18 protein-coding genes, 1 tRNA gene and 1 pseudogene are annotated in these 21,180 nt (G+C 69.0%); 7 read left to right on the plus strand and 13 right to left on the minus strand.

What is annotated here, in order from left to right; translation table 11 throughout:
* Positions 1 to 4 precede the first annotated feature (4 nt).
* A complete protein-coding gene (clpB, locus tag KO717_RS17220) occupies positions 5 to 2,605 on the minus strand; it encodes an ATP-dependent chaperone ClpB (RefSeq protein ID WP_301368611.1) in 2,601 nt (866 codons plus the stop codon).
* A gap of 123 nt (positions 2,606 to 2,728) precedes the next feature.
* Between clpB and KO717_RS17225 the strand changes: the two genes are divergently transcribed.
* Positions 2,729 to 3,172 (plus strand): pyridoxamine 5'-phosphate oxidase family protein, encoded by a 444-nt coding sequence (locus tag KO717_RS17225; protein WP_301368613.1) that lies wholly within the window; start codon positions 2,729 to 2,731, stop codon positions 3,170 to 3,172.
* A gap of 134 nt (positions 3,173 to 3,306) precedes the next feature.
* On the opposite strand, the gene KO717_RS17230 is transcribed toward KO717_RS17225, so the two are convergent.
* Positions 3,307 to 3,621: a hypothetical protein gene (locus KO717_RS17230; protein WP_030383724.1), complete on the minus strand. Its 315-nt coding sequence runs from the start codon at positions 3,619 to 3,621 to the stop codon at positions 3,307 to 3,309.
* Between the two features lie 353 nt (positions 3,622 to 3,974).
* Between KO717_RS17230 and KO717_RS17235 the strand changes: the two genes are divergently transcribed.
* Positions 3,975 to 5,051, plus strand: a complete 1,077-nt coding sequence (locus KO717_RS17235) for a helix-turn-helix transcriptional regulator (protein ID WP_301368615.1) — start codon at positions 3,975 to 3,977, stop codon at positions 5,049 to 5,051.
* 138 nt (positions 5,052 to 5,189) lie between these two features.
* Here the strand turns inward: KO717_RS17235 and KO717_RS17240 are convergent, their stop codons facing one another.
* From KO717_RS17240 to dnaK, 4 genes are read right to left on the minus strand one after another with little or no spacing between them, the layout of a single operon-like run.
* Complete coding sequence (locus KO717_RS17240) at positions 5,190 to 5,663, minus strand: heat shock protein transcriptional repressor HspR (protein ID WP_301368616.1); 474 nt, start codon at positions 5,661 to 5,663, stop codon at positions 5,190 to 5,192.
* Position 5,664: 1 nt separating this feature from the next.
* Complete coding sequence (dnaJ, locus tag KO717_RS17245; RefSeq protein ID WP_301368618.1) at positions 5,665 to 6,846, minus strand: molecular chaperone DnaJ; 1,182 nt, start codon at positions 6,844 to 6,846, stop codon at positions 5,665 to 5,667.
* Positions 6,847 to 6,885: 39 nt separating this feature from the next.
* Positions 6,886 to 7,536 (minus strand): nucleotide exchange factor GrpE, encoded by a 651-nt coding sequence (grpE, locus tag KO717_RS17250; protein WP_301368620.1) that lies wholly within the window; start codon positions 7,534 to 7,536, stop codon positions 6,886 to 6,888.
* Entirely contained in the window at positions 7,536 to 9,380 is a 1,845-nt protein-coding gene (gene dnaK, locus KO717_RS17255; protein ID WP_030726592.1) for a molecular chaperone DnaK, read from the minus strand. Before dnaK ends, grpE begins: the two co-directional genes overlap by 1 nt.
* A 243-nt stretch (positions 9,381 to 9,623) precedes the next feature.
* Between dnaK and KO717_RS17260 the strand changes: the two genes are divergently transcribed.
* Together KO717_RS17260 and KO717_RS17265 are read left to right on the plus strand one after the other, a co-directional pair.
* Entirely contained in the window at positions 9,624 to 10,154 is a 531-nt protein-coding gene (locus tag KO717_RS17260; protein ID WP_301368623.1) for a sugar transferase, read from the plus strand.
* Between the two features lie 110 nt (positions 10,155 to 10,264).
* Positions 10,265 to 12,517: pseudogene (locus KO717_RS17265) on the plus strand ((Fe-S)-binding protein); the annotation flags it as partial.
* Positions 12,518 to 13,018: 501 nt separating this feature from the next.
* On the opposite strand, the gene KO717_RS17270 reads toward KO717_RS17265, so the two are convergent.
* Positions 13,019 to 13,720 (minus strand): hypothetical protein, encoded by a 702-nt coding sequence (locus KO717_RS17270; protein ID WP_301368625.1) that lies wholly within the window; start codon positions 13,718 to 13,720, stop codon positions 13,019 to 13,021.
* 291 nt (positions 13,721 to 14,011) lie between these two features.
* Here KO717_RS17270 and KO717_RS17275 point away from each other — a divergent pair, with 291 nt between their 5' ends.
* Positions 14,012 to 14,923 (plus strand): Yip1 family protein, encoded by a 912-nt coding sequence (locus tag KO717_RS17275; RefSeq protein ID WP_301368627.1) that lies wholly within the window; start codon positions 14,012 to 14,014, stop codon positions 14,921 to 14,923.
* Between the two features lie 112 nt (positions 14,924 to 15,035).
* Here the strand turns inward: KO717_RS17275 and KO717_RS17280 are convergent, their stop codons facing one another.
* Positions 15,036 to 15,533 (minus strand): phosphoribosyltransferase, encoded by a 498-nt coding sequence (locus KO717_RS17280; protein WP_030009869.1) that lies wholly within the window; start codon positions 15,531 to 15,533, stop codon positions 15,036 to 15,038.
* Positions 15,530 to 16,117: a dCTP deaminase gene (gene dcd / locus KO717_RS17285; RefSeq protein ID WP_030009868.1), complete on the minus strand. Its 588-nt coding sequence runs from the start codon at positions 16,115 to 16,117 to the stop codon at positions 15,530 to 15,532. Before dcd ends, KO717_RS17280 begins: the two co-directional genes overlap by 4 nt.
* A gap of 460 nt (positions 16,118 to 16,577) precedes the next feature.
* On the opposite strand from dcd, the gene KO717_RS17290 reads away from it, so the two are divergent.
* Positions 16,578 to 16,648, plus strand: a tRNA-Gly gene (locus KO717_RS17290).
* 161 nt (positions 16,649 to 16,809) lie between these two features.
* On the opposite strand, the gene KO717_RS17295 is transcribed toward KO717_RS17290, so the two are convergent.
* Entirely contained in the window at positions 16,810 to 16,995 is a 186-nt protein-coding gene (locus KO717_RS17295; RefSeq protein WP_301368628.1) for a hypothetical protein, read from the minus strand.
* A gap of 123 nt (positions 16,996 to 17,118) precedes the next feature.
* Here KO717_RS17295 and KO717_RS17300 point away from each other — a divergent pair, with 123 nt between their 5' ends.
* Positions 17,119 to 18,129, plus strand: a complete 1,011-nt coding sequence (locus KO717_RS17300; RefSeq protein ID WP_301368630.1) for a quinone oxidoreductase family protein — start codon at positions 17,119 to 17,121, stop codon at positions 18,127 to 18,129.
* Positions 18,130 to 18,416: 287 nt separating this feature from the next.
* On the opposite strand, the gene KO717_RS17305 is transcribed toward KO717_RS17300, so the two are convergent.
* From KO717_RS17305 to KO717_RS17315, 3 genes are all read right to left on the minus strand, one after another.
* Positions 18,417 to 18,854 (minus strand): NUDIX hydrolase, encoded by a 438-nt coding sequence (locus tag KO717_RS17305; protein WP_301368632.1) that lies wholly within the window; start codon positions 18,852 to 18,854, stop codon positions 18,417 to 18,419.
* 558 nt (positions 18,855 to 19,412) lie between these two features.
* Complete coding sequence (locus KO717_RS17310) at positions 19,413 to 20,039, minus strand: response regulator (protein ID WP_301368633.1); 627 nt, start codon at positions 20,037 to 20,039, stop codon at positions 19,413 to 19,415.
* A 646-nt stretch (positions 20,040 to 20,685) separates the two neighbouring features.
* Entirely contained in the window at positions 20,686 to 21,135 is a 450-nt protein-coding gene (locus KO717_RS17315) for a hypothetical protein (protein ID WP_301368634.1), read from the minus strand.
* Positions 21,136 to 21,180 lie beyond the last annotated feature (45 nt).

The following is a 21,180-nucleotide window of genomic DNA, read 5'->3' on the forward strand; positions in this document are numbered from 1 at the left end:
CCGCTCAGAGGGCCTTGCCGACCAGCAGGTCCTCGCCCGCCACGTCGACCCGTACGGTGTCGCCGTCCCGGACCTCGCCGGAGAGGATCTCCTTCGCCAGCCGGTCGCCGATCGCCGTCTGGATCAGGCGGCGCAGCGGCCGGGCGCCGTACGCCGGGTCGTTGCCCTTCTCGGCCAGCCAGGCCAGGGCCTCGGGCGTGACGTCCAGGGTCAGCCTGCGGTCGGCCAGGCGCCGGGCCAGGCGGCCGATCTGGAGCTGCGCGATGTGCGCGAGCTCGTCCTGGGTCAGCGCGGAGAAGACCACCAGGTCGTCGAGGCGGTTGAGGAACTCCGGCTTGAAGGAGGCCCGCACCACGTCCAGGACCTGCTGCTTCTTCTGCTCCGGCGGGGTCAGCGGATCGACCAGGAACTGGCTGCCCAGGTTCGAGGTCAGGATCAGGATGGCGTTGCGGAAGTCCACGGTCCGGCCCTGGCCGTCCGTGAGCCGGCCGTCGTCCAGGACCTGGAGCAGGACGTCGAAGACCTCGGGGTGGGCCTTCTCCACCTCGTCCAGGAGCACCACGCTGTACGGGCGGCGGCGCACGGCCTCGGTGAGCTGGCCGCCCTCCTCGTAGCCGACGTAGCCGGGCGGGGCACCGACGAGGCGGGCCACGCTGTGCTTCTCGCCGTACTCCGACATGTCGATGCGGACCATGGCCCGCTCGTCGTCGAAGAGGAAGTCCGCGAGCGCCTTGGCCAGCTCCGTCTTGCCCACGCCCGTCGGGCCGAGGAAGAGGAAGGAGCCGGTCGGGCGGTCCGGGTCGGCGATGCCGGCCCGGGTGCGGCGCACGGCGTCGGAGACGGCACGTACGGCCTCGCCCTGGCCGATCAGGCGGCGGCCCAGCTCGTCCTCCATGCGCAGCAGCTTCTGGGTCTCGCCCTCCAGCAGCCGGCCGGCCGGGATGCCGGTCCAGGCGCCCACCACGTCGGCGATGTCGTCGGGGCCGACCTCGTCCTTGACCATCGAGTCCTTGGAGTGTCCGGTCTTGGAGGCCTCGGCCTCCTCCTCGGTGGCCTCCGCCAGCTCGCGCTCCAGGGTCGGGATCTCCCCGTAGAGCAGCTTGGAGGCGGTGTCGAAATCGCCGTCGCGCTGGGCGCGCTCGGCCTGCCCGCGCAGGTCGTCCAGGCGCTCCTTGAGCTCACCGACCCGGTTGAGGGACTGCTTCTCCTTCTCCCAGCGGGCGGTCAGCCCGCGCAGCTCCTCCTCCCGGTCCGCGAGGTCCTTGCGGATCTTCTCCAGGCGCTCGATCGAGGCCGGGTCGGACTCGTTCTTCAGGGCCAGCTCCTCCATCCGCAGGCGGTCCACGGAACGCTGGAGCTCGTCGATCTCCAGCGGGGAGGAGTCGATCTCCATGCGCAGCCGGGACGCGGCCTCGTCGACGAGGTCGATGGCCTTGTCGGGGAGGAAGCGGGAGGTGATGTACCGGTCGGAGAGGGTCGCGGCGGCCACCAGCGCGCTGTCGTTGATGACGACCTTGTGGTGGGCCTCGTAGCGGCCCTTGAGCCCGCGCAGGATCGCGATCGTGTCCTCGACGGACGGCTCGGCGACCAGCACCTGCTGGAAGCGCCGCTCCAGCGCCGGGTCCTTCTCGATCCGCTCGCGGTACTCGTCGAGCGTGGTCGCGCCGACCATCCGCAGCTCGCCGCGGGCCAGCATGGGCTTGAGCATGTTGCCCGCGTCCATGGCGGAGTCGCCGCCGGCGCCCGCGCCGACGACCGTGTGCAGCTCGTCGATGAAGGTGATGATCTGGCCGTCGCTCGACTTGATCTCGGCCAGTACGGTCTTCAGCCGCTCCTCGAACTCGCCGCGGTACTTGGCGCCGGCGACCATCGCGCCGAGGTCCAGGGAGACGAGGCGCTTGTTCTTCAGGGACTCGGGGACGTCGCCCTTGACGATGCGCTGGGCCAGGCCCTCGACGACGGCGGTCTTGCCGACGCCGGGCTCGCCGATGAGCACGGGGTTGTTCTTCGTCCGGCGCGAGAGCACCTGGACGACGCGCCGGATCTCCTGGTCACGGCCGATGACCGGGTCGAGCTTGCCCTCACGCGCCGCTGCCGTGAAGTCGGTGCCGAACTTCTCCAGGGCCTTGTACTGGCCCTCGGGATCGGGGGTGGTCACCCGCCGTCCTCCTCGTGCGTTCTCGAAGGCGTCGAGCAGCTTCTTCGCCGTCGCGCCCTGGGTGGAAAGGACCTCGCCGGCCGCGCCGCCCTTGGCGGCGACGGCGATGAGGAGGTGTTCGGTGGAGAGGTAGTCGTCGCCGAGCTTGCCGGCCTGCGCGTCCGCCTCGGCGAGTACGGCGAGCAGGTCGCGGGTGGGCTGCGGGGGCGCGACGGTGGAGCCGGTGACGCTGGGCAGGGCGGCGAGCAGCCGCTCGGCCCCGGCCCGCACGGCGGCCTGGTCGGCGTCGGTGGCGACCAGCAGGTCGATGACGTTCTCGTTGTCCTCGCCGGCGAGGAGGGCCAGCAGCAGGTGCGCGGGGGTCAGGTCCGCATGACCGTCCTTGACGGCCCTGCTGGTGGCCGCGTTCAGCGCGTCGCGGCTCTTGTTGGTCAGTTCGGCGTCCACTGCGACTTCTCCTCTCCCCGAGGGGTAGCTCCCAGAACAACACTGACAGGGTCAGCGTATGCAAAGTTGAGTCTATTCCACTCAAGGCAAGTGAGGACACCGTTGCCCCGTACCCTTCGGGCCATGTCTCATGACGTACTCAACCCGACGCCCGAGTACCTCGCCTTCTGGCGGGAGCGGCACGTCTGCACCCTGACCACCCCGCGCCCCGACGGCACGCCGCACGTGGTGCCGGTGGGGGTGACGTACGACCCGGAGGCCGGCCTGGCCCGGGTGATCAGCAACCGGCACAGCAGGAAGGTGCGCAACATCCTGGCGGCGCAGGAGGCCCAGGAAGCGCAGGCAGCGCGGCCGGACGGCGCGCCGGTGGGCGCGCGGGTCGCGGTGTGCCAGATGGAAGGACGCCGCTGGGCCACGCTGGAGGGCCGCGCGGTGATCCGCACGGACGAGTCGTCGGTCGCCGACGCGGTGGCGCGCTACGCGGAGCGCTACGGGCGCACGCCGTCGCCCAATCCCGACCGGGTCGTCATGGAGATCACCCTGGACCGGGCCATGGGGCGCGCGTAAGCCGTTGATTCTTCATCTTGTCCGGTTCAGGCACTGGACGCGAACGTCACAACGGCGCCATCGTGGTCAGGTCCACGATGGCGCCGTTGTGTGGGGGTAGCGCCTGAGCGATCTGGAACGACGGGGGAATCGCTTCAGGCACTGCGGGGGGTGGCGGTGGTGATATCGGGTTCGAAGAGCTGGTGGTCACGCTGATCGAGATTGACGAAGACCATTCCGTAGCGCACCTCGCAGCGGACGGGCTGCGGCGCGCCCCGCGGGCGGCGCAGGCACCGGTAGGCACGTACGTCCTCGTCCTCCTCGCGCACGACGACGATCGGTTGGCCGAACAGGGTGACCATCAACGAGTCGCCAGGGTGGGGGATGGCCGTGGCGAGATCGATGAACTGCCAGCCCGAACGGTAGGCGGAGGCCATCTCGCGGCGGAAGCCGCGATCGTCGGGGGTCATGCGGACACCGTCACAGGCGCCTCGGTCCAACCCGTATCGCCGTTTCCGCCCAGCAGGCCGCTGGTCCAGCCGGTGTCCGCGTACTTACCCGCGGGCGCCGTGGTCCAGCCGGTGTCGTCCGTGCTCGTCAGGCTCGTGCCCTGACCGTCCCTAGCGCTCCCCGCGTCACTTTCGACGGCGCTGACTGCCCCAAAAACCGCAACGGCGGAGAAAACTATGGCAAGCACCGAGCGAAGCATTCTCTTGTACATGGTCGGCTTCGTCCTCACTTGATGGAATCCTCTCCCCCGCGTGACAGACGATGGCTCATTCAGGCACGTCAATGCCACAGGGACGATGCATCATGTTCTTGCATGTTCAGGACCCTGGGGGGTGGAGATTTGACGCGAAACGAGACAAAGGCGACACATCCCCACCCTGTGACGTCCATGTGCGCCGAGGGGACGCGGCTCTACGCGACCGCACTGAGCACCGGCCGGATCGCCCGGGGCGAGATCCAGAACGCCCCCTGCCTGCTTGAATTCGCTCTTCTGCAGCCTGACCCGGATGACGCGAACCAGCTCCGTCCGGTTCCCCCGTCCGTGGCTTTGGCTCAACGGCTCCATCCGATTGAACGCGAGATCCAGGACCGCCGACGCAGCGCTGTAGATCTCACCGACACTTTCGAGCCTTTCCTGGCCATCAGTGCACAGAGCCCGGCCAACACCCACGCCATCACGGTGCTGGAAGGTTTCGAACAGATCAACGCCGCCCTGAACCTCGCGACGGCCGAATGCCATACCGAGGTGCTGACGGTCCAGCCGGGCGGCGCCCGGCCCTCCCTGGCGCTCACCCAGGCCCTGGAGCGCGACCAGCCGCTGATCGACCGCGGGGTCAGCATACGGACCCTGTACCAGCACACCGCACGGCACAGCCAGGGCACGCTCGCCTACGTGGAGCGGATCTCGACGGGCAAGGTGGAGATCCGCACCCTGGAGGAGCTGATAGAACGCCTGATCATCTTCGACCGCACGGTGGCCTTCATCCCCGTGAGCGACGACCGCCGGGTCGCCCTGGAACTGCGCCACCCGGGCCTGGTCGACTACCTCATCAAGGTGTTCGAGCAGCTGTGGCACCGCGCCGTGCCCCTCCAGGAGGAAGTGACGTACCGCAGCACCCCCGGCGGCATCTCGGGCGTGCAGCGGACCATCGCCCAGCTCCTGATCGAGGGCCACGTCGACGAGGCCATCGCGCGCCGCCTCGGCATGAACGTCCGTACCTGCCGGGCGCACATCGCCAAGCTCGCCACCACTCTCGGCAGCGGCAGCCGCGCGCAGCTCGGCTACCTCATCGCCCAGGCCGGCATCCTGGGCCGCCCCTCGGGCCCGGAACAGGACTCCGACGGGCATCCGGACCACGAGGACCACGACCGGGACCAGGAAGGTCTCTGAAGGCTCCGCGGGCTCCCCGGGTTCTGCGGGCTCTGCGGGGCCCGAAGGGCTCGGCGGCCCCGACAGCCCTCAGGCCCCGCCCTGGAAGGGGCGGGGCCTGAGGGTGTGCGACGGAAGGGGACCGGGAGCGGGCCCGGATCAGTCCATCGGCCGCTTGGGGCTGGGGCGCCAGACCACCAGGGCGCTGCCCGGCTGCGGGGGGCTGTACGGGACCAGGTCGCGCCGGTACGAGGCGTGCACCTGGGCCTCGCGGGCCTGCAGCGTGGCCGCCGCGCCGTCCACGGCCGCGGAGAGCTCGGCCACGCGCTGCTGGAGCGCGGCGACCTGGTTCTCCAGTTCGATGATGCGCTTGATGCCCGCCAGATTGATGCCCTCGTCCTGCGACAGCGCCTGCACCGTACGGAGCAGTTCGATGTCACGGGCCGAGTAGCGCCGGCCGCGGCCGGCCGTACGGTCCGGGGAGACCAGGCCGAGACGGTCGTACTGACGGAGGGTCTGCGGATGCAGACCGGAGAGCTGGGCGGCCACCGAGATCACATAGACCGGGGTCTCGTCGGTGAGTTGGTAGGCACCGTTTCCCAGGCGGGAGGACTGTCGTCGGCGGCCGTCCATGTCATGCTCCCTTCGCGGACTCGAACAGCGCGGAGCGCGGGTCCTGCGACTCCGTCGCCTCGCGGTACATCTCCAGGGCCTCGCGGGCCTTGTCGGACAGCTCGGTCGGAACCGCGACCTCCACCGTGACCAGCAGGTCGCCGCGGGTGCCGTCCTTGCGGACCGCACCCTTGCCGCGGGCTCGCATGGTGCGCCCGTTGGGGGTGCCCGGCGGCAGCTTCAGCGTCACCGAGGGGCCGTTCAGGGTCGGGACCTTGATCTCGGCCCCCAGCGCCGCCTCCGCGAACGTCACGGGCACGGTCACCGTCAGGTTGTCGTCCTTGCGGCCGAACACCGGGTGGGAACCGACGTGCACGACCACGTAGAGGTCACCGCCGGGCCCGCCGCGCTCGCCCGGCGCGCCCTTGCCGCGCAGCCGGATCCGCTGGCCGTCGGAGACGCCCGCCGGGATCCGGACCTGCATGGTGCGGGAGCTGCGGGCGCGCCCGCTGCCCTTGCAGACCTCACAGGGGGTTTCCGCGATCAGACCGCGGCCCTTGCAGTCCGCGCAGGGGTCGGTCAGCGAGAAGCCACCGCCGCTGCCCCGCGAGACCTGGCCGGTGCCGACACAGGTCGGGCACACCCGGGGGGTGCCGTTCTTGTCGCCGGTGCCCGAACAGGCCTTGCAGGGGGCCTGGGAGGACATCCGGAGCGGGACCGTGGCCCCGTCCACCGCCTCCGTGAAGGAGAGGGTGACCTCCGACTCGATGTCCTGGCCGCGGCGCGGCTGGGTACGGGTTCCCGCACCGGGGCCGGCGCCGCGGTTGAAGAGGCCGCCGAAGACGTCACCCAGGCCGCCGCCGAAGCCGCCGGCCTGGCCGGCGCCCTGCTGCTGACCCCCGAAGAGGTCGCCGAGGTCGAAGTTGAACGAGCCGCCGCCGCCCGGCCCGGGGCGGAAGCCACCGTTGCCGAACAGGGCGCGCGCCTCGTCGTACTCCTTGCGCTTCTTGGCGTCGCCGAGGATGTCGTTCGCCTCGGAGATCTCCTTGAAGCGCTCCTCGGCCGAGGCGTCGCCCTTGTTGGCGTCCGGGTGGAACTCGCGGGCGAGCTTCCGGTACGCCTTCTTGATCTCGGCCTCGGTGGCGTCCTTCGGGACACCGAGGACCTTGTAGTAGTCCTTCTCGACGAAGTCCTTCGTGCTCATCCCCGGTGTCCCTCCTCCCGTGCTTCTACGTGTGCTGCATCAGCCCTTGTCGGGGGCATCCGCGTCCAAGCCGTCCGGCGCTTCGCCCTCCGTGGACTCGGACTTGGGGGCCGCGCCCGGCTGGGGCTCGGCCACCGCGACCCGTGCGGGACGGATCGTACGCTCGCCGATCCGGTACCCCGGCTGCAGGATCGCCACGCAGGTGTCCTCGGTGATGTCCGGCGCGTACGAGTGCATCAGGGCCTCGTGGATCGTCGGGTCGAAGGGCTCGCCCTCCTTGCCGAACTGCTGAAGGCCCATCTTGGCGGCGACGGTCTCCAGCGATTCGGCCACCGACTTGAAGCCGCCGACCAGCTCGCCATGCTCCCGCGCCCGGCCGATGTCGTCCAGGGTCGGGAGCAGCTCCGTCAGGAGGGACGCGACCGCGATCTCCTTGACGGTGATCCGGTCCCGCTCCACCCGGCGGCGGTAGTTCTGGTACTCGGCCTGGAGCCGCTGGAGGTCCGCGGTGCGCTCGGAGAGCGCGGTACGGGCCTGGTCCAGCTGCGCCAGCAGCGCCACGTCCTGGCTTGCGTCCCCGGCCGGGGCCGCCTCCTCCTTGGCGGAGTCGGCGGCCTTCGGCTCAGCGTCGTTCTGACCGGCGTCGGGGACTTCGGGCTTCTCGTCGAAGCCCGGGGTCTCCTCCGACATCAGGCAGCGCCGCCCTTCGGCTTCTCGTCGTCGACGATCTCGGCGTCGACGACGTCGTCGTCGGCCTTGGCCTGGCCCGCGTCACCGGCGCCGCCGGCGGCCTGGGCGGCCTGCGCGTCGGCGTAGATGGCCTGGCCGAGCTTCTGGCTGACAGCGGCGAGCTTCTCCGTCGCGGTGCGGATCTCGGCCGTGTCCTCGCCCTTGAGCGATTCCTTCAGCTCGGCGACGGCGGACTCGACCTCGGTCTTGACGTCGGCCGGGACCTTGTCCTCGTTGTCCTTGACGAACTTCTCCGTCTGGTAGACGAGCTGCTCGCCCTGGTTGCGGGACTCGGCCGCCTCCTTGCGGCGCAGGTCCTCGTCCGCGTACTGCTCCGCCTCCTGGCGCATGCGGTCGACCTCGTCCTTGCCGAGCGAGGAGCCGCCGGTGACGGTCATCTTCTGCTCCTTGCCCGTGCCAAGGTCCTTGGCCGTGACGTGCATGATGCCGTTCGCGTCGATGTCGAAGGAGACCTCGATCTGCGGGACGCCACGCGGGGCCGGGGGCAGGCCCGTCAGCTCGAACATGCCGAGCTTCTTGTTGTACGCCGCGATCTCGCGCTCGCCCTGGTAGACCTGGATCTGGACGGACGGCTGGTTGTCCTCGGCCGTCGTGAAGATCTCGGAGCGCTTCGTCGGGATCGTGGTGTTGCGCTCGATCAGCTTGGTCATGATGCCGCCCTTGGTCTCGATACCGAGGGACAGCGGGGTCACGTCGAGGAGCAGGACGTCCTTGACCTCACCCTTGAGCACACCGGCCTGGAGGGTGGCGCCGATGGCGACGACCTCGTCCGGGTTGACGCCCTTGTTGGCGTCCTGACCGCCGGTGAGCTCCTTGACGAGCTCGGCGACGGCCGGCATACGGGTGGAGCCGCCGACGAGGACCACGTGGTCGATCTCGGACAGCGCGATGCCGGCGTCCTTGATGACGTTGTGGAACGGGGTCTTGCAGCGGTCGAGCAGGTCCGCGGTCAGCTGCTGGAACTGGGCGCGCGTGAGCTTCTCGTCCAGGTGCAGCGGGCCCTCGGCGGAAGCCGTGATGTAGGGCAGGTTGATCGTGGTCTCCGTGGAGGAGGACAGCTCGATCTTCGCCTTCTCGGCGGCCTCGCGCAGACGCTGGAGCGCCATCTTGTCCTTGGACAGGTCGACGCCGTGGCCGTTGGCGAACTGCTTCACCAGGTAGTCGACGACGCGCTGGTCCCAGTCGTCGCCACCGAGGTGGTTGTCACCGTTGGTGGCCTTCACCTCGACGACGCCGTCGCCGATCTCCAGGAGCGACACGTCGAAGGTGCCGCCACCGAGGTCGAAGACGAGAATGGTCTGGTCGTCCTTGTCGAGGCCGTAGGCCAGGGCGGCGGCCGTGGGCTCGTTGACGATGCGCAGGACGTTCAGGCCCGCGATCTCGCCGGCCTCCTTCGTCGCCTGACGCTCGGAGTCGTTGAAGTAGGCCGGGACGGTGATGACCGCGTCCGTGACCTTCTCGCCCAGGTACGCCTCGGCGTCGCGCTTCAGCTTCTGCAGGATGAAGGCGCTCATCTGCTGCGGGTTGAAGTCCTTGCCATCCAGGTTGATCTTCCAGTCAGTGCCCATGTGGCGCTTGACGGAGCGGATGGTCCGGTCCACGTTCGTGACCGCCTGGCGCTTGGCCACCTCGCCGACGAGGACCTCGCCGTTCTTGGCGAAGGCGACGACGGACGGCGTGGTCCTGGCGCCCTCGGCGTTGGTGATGACGGTGGGCTCGCCGCCTTCCAGAACGCTGACGACGGAGTTAGTGGTGCCCAGGTCGATGCCGACCGCACGTGCCATTTCAATTCCTCCAGCTGACTTGAGTGGAACAGACTCAACCATGCCGTATCGCTGCGCGCGCGTCAACAGAACTGAGTCGAGTCGACTCAACCTTTAGCTGCCGCTTACGCGCAACCCTGGGAGATCGGGCCCGGCCTCCCAGGGTCCCGGGGGCCGGCCCCCGGCAGCGGCACTGCAGCCGAACGGGTCACGGCAGCCGCGCGGCACCGCAAGACCGCCGGAGGCATGCGGCAGCGTGCTTGCATGCCCCTCACACTCACCGCCCCGCGGGTCCGGGTCCCCGCCGCCCCGTCGGCGAAGCGGGTGTTCGACCTCGTCGGGGCAGTGATGCTGCTCGCAGTGCTCGGCCTGCCGCTCACGGCGATCACCGCCCTGCTCTACGCAACCCAGGGTGGCCGGCCCTTCGTACGGGAGCCCGCCGCCGGCCTGGCCGGGAGGCCGTTCCGCACGTGGCGGCTCCGCACCGACGGCACGGGCCGGATCGGCGCGGCCCTGGACCGCTGCGCCCTCGACAGCCTCCCGCAGCTGCTGAACGTGCTCCGCGGGGAGATGTCACTGGTCGGGCCGCGCCCGCAGGCTCGTACGGACCGCCCCGAGCGGCTCCTCGTACGCCCCGGAATGACCGGATTGTGGCAGGTCAGCGCGCGTTCGGACCTCCCCTGGGAGGAGATGGCCCTGCTCGACCGGCATTATGTGGAGAACCACTGGCTCGGGATGGACCTCGCGATCCTGGCGCAGACCCCGCGCGCGGCGTACCGGCAAAGGGTCGCCTGAGCGACACAGATCACCGCTCGCTCGGCTACATTGCGGCGTCGGGAATGGGTAACCTCAAGCCTTGACTTCATAAGTTACCGCTTAGTAAGTGCCGCCCGAGGAGCCCTTCCATGCAACTCGCCGCGATCATCGTGTCGCTGGTCATCACGGTGGTGGCCGTCGCGCTGTTCGGCCGTGCCACCGTGCAGATCTACCGTTTCGTGCGACTCGGCCAGCCAGTGCCCGCGGGCACGCGCACCGGTGATCCCACGCAGCGCACCATCACCCTGGTCAAGGAGTTCCTCGGCCACACCCGCATGAACCGCTGGGGCATCGTCGGCTTCGCGCACTGGTTCGTGGCGGTGGGCTTCTTCTCACTGCTGCTGACGATCGTCAACGCCTTCGGCCAGCTCTTCCAGGCCGACTGGCTGATCCCGATCATCGGTGACTGGCTGCCGTACGAGATCTTCACCGAGTTCCTCGGCCTGATGACCGTGCTCGGCATCGTCACCCTGATCGTGATCCGGCAGCTGAGCCGGCCGGGCGCGGCGGGCCGCAAGTCCCGCTTCGCGGGTTCCAAGACGGGCCAGGCGTACTTCGTCGAGGCCGTCATCCTGATCGTCGGCATCTGCATCATGACGCTGCGCGCGCTCGAGGGCGCCCAGCACGGCGTCGACGGCTGGGAGCCGGGCTTCTTCGCCTCGTACCCGATGATCGCCGCCTTCGACGGGCTGAGCCTGAGCACGCTCCAGCACCTGACGTACTTCTTCGCGGCACTCAAGATCGTCACGTCCTTCACCTGGATGATCACGGTCTCCCTCAACACCAACATGGGTGTCGCCTGGCACCGCTTCCTCGGCTTCCCGAACATCTGGTTCAAGCGGAACGCGGACGGCTCCACCGCCCTCGGCGCCCTGCAGCCGATGACCTCGGGCGGCAAGGAGATCGACTTCGAGGACCCGGGCGAGGACGACAACTTCGGCGTCTCCCAGGTCGAGCAGTTCTCCTGGAAGGGCATCCTCGACTTCTCCACGTGCACCGAGTGCGGTCGCTGCCAGTCGCAGTGCCCCGCCTGGAACACGGGCAAGCCGCTGTCCCCCAAGCTGCTCATCATGTCGCTGCGCGACCACGCGCACGCCAAGGCCCCGTACCTGCTCGCCGGTGGCGGCAAGGACATGGAGGGCAACGAGAAGGCCACGCCGGAGCAGCTCGCCGGCGTCCCGGCCGCCGCTCTCGCGGAGGCCGAGCGCCCGCTGATCGGCACCGCCGAGGAGAACGGCGTCATCGACCCGGACGTGCTGTGGTCCTGCACCACCTGCGGTGCGTGCGTGGAGCAGTGCCCGGTCGACATCGAGCACATCGACCACATCGTCGACATGCGCCGCTACCAGGTGATGATCGAGAGCGCGTTCCCGTCGGAGGCGGGCACGATGCTCAAGAACCTGGAGAAGAAGGGCAACCCCTGGGGCCTGGCGAAGAAGCAGCGCGTCGAGTGGACCAAGGAGGTGGACTTCGAGGTCCCGATCATCGGCAAGGACGCGGAGGACCTCTCCGAGTTCGACTACCTCTACTGGGTCGGCTGCGCCGGCGCCCTGGAGGACCGGGCCAAGAAGACCACGAAGGCCTTCGCGGAGCTGCTGAACATCGCGGGCGTCAAGTTCGCGATCATGGGCGGCGACGAGAAGTGCACCGGTGACTCGCCGCGCCGCCTGGGCAACGAGCCGCTGTTCCAGCAGCTGGGCCAGGAGAACGTGGCCATGCTGAACATGGCGTTCGGCGAGGACGACGACGACCCGTCGACGAAGAAGCCGAAGTCGGCGAAGCGGATCGTCTCGACCTGCCCGCACTGCTTCAACACCATCGCGAACGAGTACCCGCAGCTGGGCGGCGAGTACGAGGTCATCCACCACACGCAGCTGCTCCAGCACCTGATCGACGAGGGCCGCCTCACGCCGGTCACGCCGGTCGACGGCCTGATCACGTACCACGACCCGTGCTACCTGGGCCGGCACAACAAGGTCTACACGCCGCCGCGCGAGATCATGTCGGCCGTGCCGGGCCTGCGTCAGCAGGAGATGCACCGCCACAAGGAGCGGGGCTTCTGCTGCGGCGCCGGTGGCGCGCGGATGTGGATGGAAGAGCGGATCGGCAAGCGCATCAACAACGAGCGCGTCGACGAGGCCCTGTCCCTGAACCCGGACATCGTCTCCACCGCCTGCCCCTTCTGCCTCGTGATGCTCACCGACTCGGTGAACGGCAAGAAGAACGACGGCCAGGCCAAGGAACACGTCCAGGTCGTCGACGTGGCGCAGCTGCTGCTCGACTCGGTGAAGACCCCGGGCCCGACGGAGGCCGAGCTGGCCGCGCTCGCGGCGGAGGCCGAGGCCGAGGCGCAAGCCGCGGCCGAGGCGGAGGCCGCTGCCGCTGCCGCTGCCGCTGCCGCGAAGGCTGCGGCGGAGGCGGAAGCCAAGGCGAAGGCGGAGGCCGAGGCGGAAGCCAAGGCGAAGGCGGAGGCCGAGGCGGAAGCCAAGGCGGCGGCCGAAGCGAAGGCGAAGGCCGCAGCCGAGGCCAAGGCAGAGGCGGAGGCGAAGCCGGAAGCCGCGGCCGAGCCGGAGGCGGACGCCGAGGCGAAGCCCGAAGCCGAGGCCGAGGCGAAGCCGGAGGCCAAGCCGGAGGCCAAGGCGGAAACGGACGCCGAGGCGAAGCCGGAAGCCGAGCCGGAGGCCGCGGAAGAAGCCGAGCCGGAGGCCGCGGCCGAAGCAGGCGAGGCGGCCGAGGCGAAGCCCGAGGCCGAGACCAAGTAGGGCGCAGGACACCCGCAGCACCGGAACGGCCGGTCCCCCACCCGGGGGACCGGCCGTTCCGTCGTACGGGGCCGGAGGGGCTCAGCCCTGGCCGCTCAGCACGGCGAAGCCCAGCCCGGCCGCACCCGCCGGGGCGACCGTGCGCTTCTCGGTCAGCCTGCCGTCGAAGCCGTACACCCAGCTGTTCCCGCCGCCCTTGCCGTCGATGACGACGAACTTCACGCGCTTGCCGTCCCGGACCAGCTGGTACGTCCAGCCGTCGTGGTGGACGTTCGGACGCCTCAGGTCGATCGTGGCGAGGGCGCGTCCCTTCGGCGTCGAGATCTCGACGCGCTTGCCGTTCGGGCCGTCCACGAGCTCGGCGATCCGCCCGTCGGGCATGCCGATCCGCACCGAGCTCTCCTTCCTGATCTCCTTCTTCGGCGCGCCGTCCATCCAGGAGGTGACGGTGCCGTCCGGCTGGAGCACGACGTGCAGGCCGTTGTTCTGCCCGTACGACGCGGCGCCGTCCTTGCCGACCAGCGTGTCGAGCTTCGTGGAGCCCGCGAAGATGTCCGCCTCGAAGTGACTGCCGCCGATCTTGTAGACCTTGGCGGCGGACCCGTCCGCCAGCTTCACGGTCGTGACGTACGCGCGGACGCTCGGGGCCGGCTTCACGGACGGCCGGGGCTCCGGTACGGCCGGCGAGGCCGCGAAGGCCGACCCCACCGGGAGGGCCAGGACGGTGGCCGCGCCGGCGACGACGGCGGCGCTGCGGAGAGCGGTTCGGCGGATGTTGCGCATGGTGTGAGCTCTTCTCGTGTCTCGTATCTCGTGCTCGTTCGTACTCGTTCGTCCTGCGTGGTGGCGACGAGTACGAAGCTACGGACCCGATATGTGGCTATCCCATCGAGAACGTAACGGAAAGCGGCAGAACACCACACAGCCCTGTAAACCGGACACGCGGCATGATCGGACACGGAGTGGGGACAGCCCCTCCGGGATCCCCTAAGGGATGTCACAGGTCAGCCGCAAAGGGTGGCTGTTCCGGCTGCCCGTCCACCGATGCCCGCGGGACCAGGTACGTTCGATCACGTGGCTGGATTCAGGATCGGACGCGGCAGGGACAACAACCGCTCTCCGCAACAACCCCCGCAGCAGCAGCAGTCGTACGGTCAGCAGCAGCAACCGCCGCCGTACGGCCAGCCGCCCTACCCTCCCGCCGGCGGCCCGCCACCGCAGCAGCAGTGGCCGCAGCCGGGCGCGGGAGGTCACGGCGAGCCGGAGTACTTCGACCCGTACGGACAGCAGCCGCACGCGCAGCAGCCCCCGTACGGCCAGGGAGGCCACGGCGGTGGGGGCTACAACGACAACCCGGGGCACACCCAGGTCTTCGCCGTCGGCGAGGACCCGTACGGCCAGGGCGCGACCTACCAGGCGGGCGCGGCCTCGGCGGTGCCGTCCGGGCCGCGGCTGCCGTGGAAGGAACTGCTCCGCGGCATCGTGACGCGGCCGGGGCAGACCTTCCTGCAGATGCGCGACTACGCCGTGTGGGGTCCCGCGCTGATCGTGACCTTCCTGTACGGGCTGCTCGCGGTCTTCGGCCTCGACGACGCCCGCGAGGACGTCATCAACGCGACCGTGCCGAAGGCCGTCCCGATCGTCCTGTCCGCCGGCGTGGCCTTCGTCATCTGCGGCATGATCCTGGGCGCGGTCACGCACACCCTGGCCCGCCAGCTGGGCGGCGACGGCTCGTGGCAGCCGACGGTGGGCCTGTCGATGCTGGTCATGTCCATCACGGACGCGCCGCGCCTGCTGTTCGCCGTGTTCCTCGGCGGCGACAACATGGTCGTACAGGTGCTGGGCTGGGCCACGTGGGTGGCGGCCGGAGCCCTGTTCACCTCGCTGATCAGCAAGTCGCACGACCTGCCGTGGGCGAAGGCCCTGGGCGCGTCCTCGATCCAGCTGGTCGCACTGCTGTCGATCATCAAGCTGGGCACGATCTAGCCCGGGCCCGCCCCGCACCCGCATACGCACCCGCACCCGCACCCGCACCCGCATACGAAAGGGCCCGCCGCGCACTGTCCGCGCGGCGGGCCCTCTGCATGATGTCTGCCGGCTAGGCGTCGAGGACCTGGCCCTCACGCTTGACGACGGGCGGCTCGACCGACCAGGGGAAGTTGATCCACTCGTCGGTCTTCTTCCACACGTACTCGCACTTCACGAGGGAGTGGGACTTCTCGTAGACGACGGCGGAGCGCACCTCGGCGACGTGGCCCAGGCAGAAGTCGTGGACGAGCTTCAGCGTCTTGCCGGTGTCGGCCACGTCATCGGCGATGAGGACCTTCTTGTCGGTGAAGTCGATCGCCTCGGGCACGGGGGCCAGCATGACCGGCATCTCCAGCGTGGTGCCGACGCCGGTGTAGAACTCCACGTTCACCAGGTGGATGTTCTTGCAGTCGAGCGCGTACGCCAGACCGCCGGCGACGAACACCCCGCCGCGGGCGATGCTCAGGATGATGTCGGGCTCGTAGCCGTCGTCGGCGATCGTCTGCGCCAGCTCGCGCACGGCGCGCCCGAAACCGTCGTAGGTCAGGTTCTCGCGTACGTCGCTCATGCCTCGTGCCTCACCTGGGTGCGGTGGAAGTTCTGGAAGGAGCGCGAGGCGGTCGGCCCGCGCTGCCCCTGGTACCTGGACCCGTAGCGCTCGCTGCCGTACGGGAACTCGGCGGGCGAGCTGAGCCGGAACATGCACAGCTGCCCGATCTTCATGCCCGGCCAGAGCTTGATCGGCAGGGTGGCGAGGTTCGACAGCTCCAGGGTCACGTGACCCGAGAACCCGGGGTCGATGAACCCGGCGGTCGAATGCGTCACCAGGCCGAGGCGGCCCAGGCTGGACTTCCCCTCCAGCCTGGAGGCGATGTCGTCGGGCAGCGAGATGACCTCGTACGTCGAGGCGAGGACGAACTCACCGGGGTGGAGGATGAACGCCTCGTCGCCCTCCGGCTCGACCATCCGGGTCAGGTCCGCCTGCTCGATCGCCGGATCGATGTGGGCGTAGCGGTGGTTCTCGAACACCCGGAAAAACCGGTCGAGACGTACATCGATGCTGGAGGGCTGCACCATCGATTCCTCGAACGGGTCGATGCGAACCCGTCCGCTGTCGATCTCGGCCCGGATGTCTTTGTCAGAGAGAAGCACGTCCCGAGGATACGCAGAGCGCGCGGGCCACCCCCAATCGAGAGCGACGACCCGCGCGCCCGCCCCGGCGACTACCGCTTCGCACCACCCACGGGCACGGCGTGCCGCAACCGCGCACACCGCGGACACCGCAGCAGCCGCCCGGGCCCGATCCGGCCGGCACCGAGGTGCTGCAGCGGGAAGGAGGCGGTACTGAAAACGTGCCCTTCGGCACAACGGACGACGGTGTGCTCCATCGAGTCCCTTTCCCCAACGAGCCGTACTGCGACGAATCGCCACATTAGGGGATGATCGGCACCCACTCCAGCCGCCGCTCCGCACCCACACGGTACGCCCCAACTCCCGCGCCCACACGCTCCGGTGTACGCCACACACGACAACGACCCCGCGGCAAATTCACCGGGGGTCGATCATGAGGTAGAGTGAGCAAAACCAGGGATCCAGGCAACTGGCCCTCTGTGCGGATGTAGTTTAATGGTAGAACATGAGCTTCCCAAGCTTATAGCGCGGGTTCGATTCCCGTCATCCGCTCTTCCAAGAAGGCCCAGGTCAGCGACCTGGGCCTTCTTCGTTGTCTAGACCTCTTAGAGCCTGCGTGCCATTCGCGTGCCATAAGTCCCCTCACGGGGCGTCAGATTGATCGCTGACCCACCACGGCCCGCGATAGGGCACCTACGTCGCGCGCTGGGGCGTCACCTCCTCCGAGCGGCCCCACCGGGAGCCGGCAGGCGCGGCACGAGCTGGTGGACGGTGGCTGCCGTGGTTGCGCCCGCCTGCCGGTCCGGCTGCGTGCGCCGGCGGCGGACGTCGGCGTCGATGTTGTCGGCGAGCGTGCACTGGTGCGCCTTGGTGGAGTGCTGACCGGCCTGGACGAGCAAGAGGGTGCGGGACCTGCTGGGCGTCCAGGAACAGAGGCCGACGCGGCTTGCGGGTGGTGTGCCTGCCGGGAATCGGATCGCCACCAACGGGGTTGGTGGGGGACGAGCCGATATTGGAGGGCCATGCGAGCGATTCAGGTGTACGAAGTGGGCGGCCCCGAGGTGCTGCAGGAGGCCAAGGTGGACCAGCCGCGGCCGGGTCCGGGCGAGGCGATCGTGGAGGTCGCCGCATCCGGGGTCAACTTCCTCGACGTCTACCACCGCGAAGGCCGGTACAGCCTCCCGCTGCCCTTCACCCCGGGCACTGAGGGCGCCGGCACGGTCGTCGAAGTCGGACCCGGCGTCGCTGACGTCGCAGTCGGGGACCGGGTCGGTTGGGTGGAGATTCCCGGCACGTATGCCGAGCGGGCCGTCGTGGACTCCTCCCGGCTGGTGCCGCTGCCCGACGACATCGGCTTCGAGACCGCCGCCGCCGTGCTCCTGCAAGGTATGACCGCGCACTATCTCGTCAAGGACGCCTACCCGGTTCAGGGGGGCGACACGGTGCTCGTGCATGCGGCTGCTGGTGGCATGGGGCTGCTTTTGACCCAGCTCATCACCCATCTCGGCGGCAGGGTGATCGGCACGACGTCGACCACGGCGAAGGCCGAGCTGGCGAAGCGTGCCGGGGCCGCCGAGGTGATCCTTTCCTCCGCGGTCGACGATCTCGCAGCCGAGGTGAGGCGGCTCAACGGCGGTCAGGGACTGCCGGTTGTCTTCGACGGCGTCGGCGCGCACACCTTCGATGCGAGCCTCGCCAGCCTGCGAACCCGCGGCCATCTCGTGCTCTTCGGCGCAGCAAGTGGTGCCGTGCCGCCGTTTGATCCGATTCGGCTCGCCCACGGCGGTTCGCTGACCCTGATCCGGCCCAGCCTCGGGGACTTCATCGCCGATCGGTCCGAACTGCTCCGACGGGCCACCGATGTGTTCGAGTGGGTGCGCTCCAAGGCGCTTGAGGTCACCGTGACGGGCCGCTACGCATTGTCCGAGGCCGCCCAGGCCCACAGCGACCTGGAGGCTCGGCGTACCACCGGCAAGCTGCTCGTCGTACCCGATGCGGGCGCTGTTGGACGCCGCGAGGAGACCAAGAGCTGATCGCGGGTGACGAGGTCGGGGATCTTGGAGACTGAGATGTCGAGGGCATGGCCGACCGTCATCGCCAAGATCCCCGACAGCGTCAGGCACCCAGCAGGCCAAGATCACGTTCTGGCGGGTTTCTGGCGTATCCGGGTCACACCCCTTCAAGATCCCTCAGCCGAGACCTGGCTCACCCGTCCACAACATCCCGGGACAGAACAGCTGGGCCGCGCAACGCACGGGCATGCCGCCAGGGCCGGCTCATCTCAGTGCCGGCCCCAGCGATGTGTCGACGTGTCGAGGGATCAGCGCGTTGCCTCGTCCCCGAGGCTTCCGGAGCTGATGGCGCCCCGCAGGACGTGGGCGATCTCCTCGGGCTTGAGGTCGATGCTGTCCAGCCCCTCCACGGTCAGCGGGATCTCCTCCAGCGCGTATTCGCCGCGTCCCTCGGCACTGAACTCCGGGCCGGTGCGGTCCTCGAAGGACCACGTCGTGATGCGGGCGAGGTAGAAGAGCTGACGCTCGGTGTCGGACTCCATCGTGTGCAGGAGGCGGACGATGTCGGCCTTCCCTGCGATCTCTTCGTGGATCTCCCGGTGGAGGGCAGCCTCCCGGGACGCATCGCTCTCCTCGACCCCACCGCCGGGCAGCACCCAGTACACGGGGATTCCGGGCTTGGTGCGGCGGATGGCCAGCATCGTGTCGTCCGCGGTGACGAGGACGGCTCGGACTCGTTCGATCATTTCGCTCTGTCTCCTTGCTTGTTGACGTCTCAGTGCAGCAGCCGGCCGCCGCCGACGTGGACGCCTGCCCAGTGATGAACGACGCGGACGGGCCGACGAGGACCGCCACCAGGGCTGCCACACCCAGGCCGCCCTCCAAGACATGCGCGTCCGCCTGCGGCGCTACAGCGGAGTCCCAGAAGCCCAGGAGCTACGCGAGCGGGCCGCCAGAATCACGGGCTAGCAGGAGCCCTACACCATCACCCGGTCCGCGGGAAGGCTCATTGCCCACCCGCAAGGCCAGCGCGGGGACCTGATACAGGTTCCGCTACGTCATCAAGCACCCGGCTCCGCTCCGCGCGACGCTCCCGCCTTCGGCCCGCTCCGCGCGCGCTGCGCCGACGCCCGCCCCTGCAAGGCGGGATAGGCCCAAGGGCATGAGTCGAGCCCCGACCGGCCGCCGATTCCATCCTCACTGACATGCCTCCGGCGGGGGCGCTCCGGCTCCGGGATGGCGGGAGCGGCGTACGCGAGTGCCGGCACGTCGGGGCGAGCGTGGGGAGGCTCCACCGACCTGGGTCAGCCGAGCCTGACCCTCTCCATCAAATCGATCACATAGTGAACGAGTTGGTCGGGAACTTCGGTCACCGCGAAGGCCCTCCGCGGAAAGCCCCTTCCATAGTCGAAACCCCAGGTGTAGATCACTACCGGCGTGTCAATGCCCAGTCGATCCAGGTCCTGCATCATGTTGATTCCGGCCTGCCCATCTCCAGCCCGACCGATGTCAGTCAGAATGACGTCGTACGAATGACGCTGGAGAAACGCAAGAGCCTCACCCGTCGAATTCACGGGATCTACCTCCATCCCGACCGAGCGAAGAAGCGCCGTCAGCGCAGCGTTACCCTCGGGGTGATCGTCGACCCAGAGCACCTTGCCGCCCTGAAGGAGATCTTTAGCGTGTTCGAGTCTTCTCAAAACGCCACGTCTCACGCTGGCCGGGACGGGCACCTTGGCCACTTCACCAGCTTGATCCAACAGAGTCCGCGCCTCCTCAGCGAACTCGAAACTCACTGCTGCTGTACGAAGGCCTTTTAGCCGCACGATCACATCGCCGAGCTCCCTTCGATACCTCAGCAAGACATACAGGACGAGAGCAGGCCAGATGAATGTCTTGACGTAGCTCAGGACCAAGCGCGCGGTATCCACCACGGCATCATGTCGCGCCACCCATCGACCTTCAGGAATGATCAGCGGCAAGCCGCGGCCTGGAGCGTCTCAGTTTCCAGAAAACGTGAGCGCCCTCCCGGGCCGTCTCGGGGCCGTGGGAGGGCGCTCGTTGGCGGGCAACGTTGGCAACTGGCGACGGCTCAGGCGGGCGTTCAAGCACGGAACCGTCACATGGCATGCGTGACCGGGAGCGCTGCCGACTGCTGCCGGGACGGGGTGCTAAAAGACGGCCAGCAGCGGGGAGGGGTGGCCTCTTGCGCGAGGCCGGCCGACTGGCGGGCGTGAGGTCGGGCTGGGCGCCGTACCCCCGCCGTCACGTATGACGCGTGCGTGAGGCGAACGCACCACCGGGAATGGGCGGGCGGGGAGCAGCTGCTGCCGCGATGTGGCGGCGGCCGGTGTGGTCGCTCCGCGTCGGTGCCAGTCTCGCTGTGCCTGGTGAGCGTGTCGTCCTAAGAACCCGAGCAGAGCCGCTCCGCTGACCTAGAGCCCAGAGGCGCATTGCTATCTCGGCGGCATTCTCCGAGGGGCTGACCCGGCCCGCACCGTAGCGTCCTTCAGCGTGGCCCCGGACCCCGCATCGGAGTTGGCCTCGCCGGGCGCCCTTTCACCGGAGGAATGATCCTCACGCCGTTCGGTTCGAAGCGGGTCCGGAGATCGGGATCAGCGGATCGTCGATGTCGACCGCTATCTCGAACCCCGAGGTCGAACTGAAGGTAGCGACGTTTCCGGACAGCTGAATCCGATCAAATGGATTGGATTCCATGAAGAACATGGCCCAGACCAAGGCGCGGTCAACGGTCAAACGGGCAACGAACCCCTCCGAACCGTACGAACCCTCGCCGCCCCACAGCAGCCCCCTCTCTCCCAGGTCGACAGCAGCAAGCCCATCGACCGAAGACACCCAGGTCGGATCGCCTTCCAGCACCTCATCGAGATCGAAAGGGGCGCGCACCGTGAAACCCCTCGGTGCGGCGCGGTCGAGGGCGACATCGTAAGAGTGCCCGTCGGCGTAGTGGAGCGCGTCCTTGACGGGAAGCTCAAGGTCTTCCCACAGGCCCTCGATCGTGGTCATCTGTGCTGGCCTTTCCTGGAGCCCGGTCGGGGGAACTGGCTCACC

Origin of the sequence: Streptomyces xanthophaeus, from assembly GCF_030440515.1 — a bacterium.
Taxonomy (GTDB): Bacteria; Actinomycetota; Actinomycetes; order Streptomycetales; family Streptomycetaceae; genus Streptomyces; species Streptomyces kutzneri.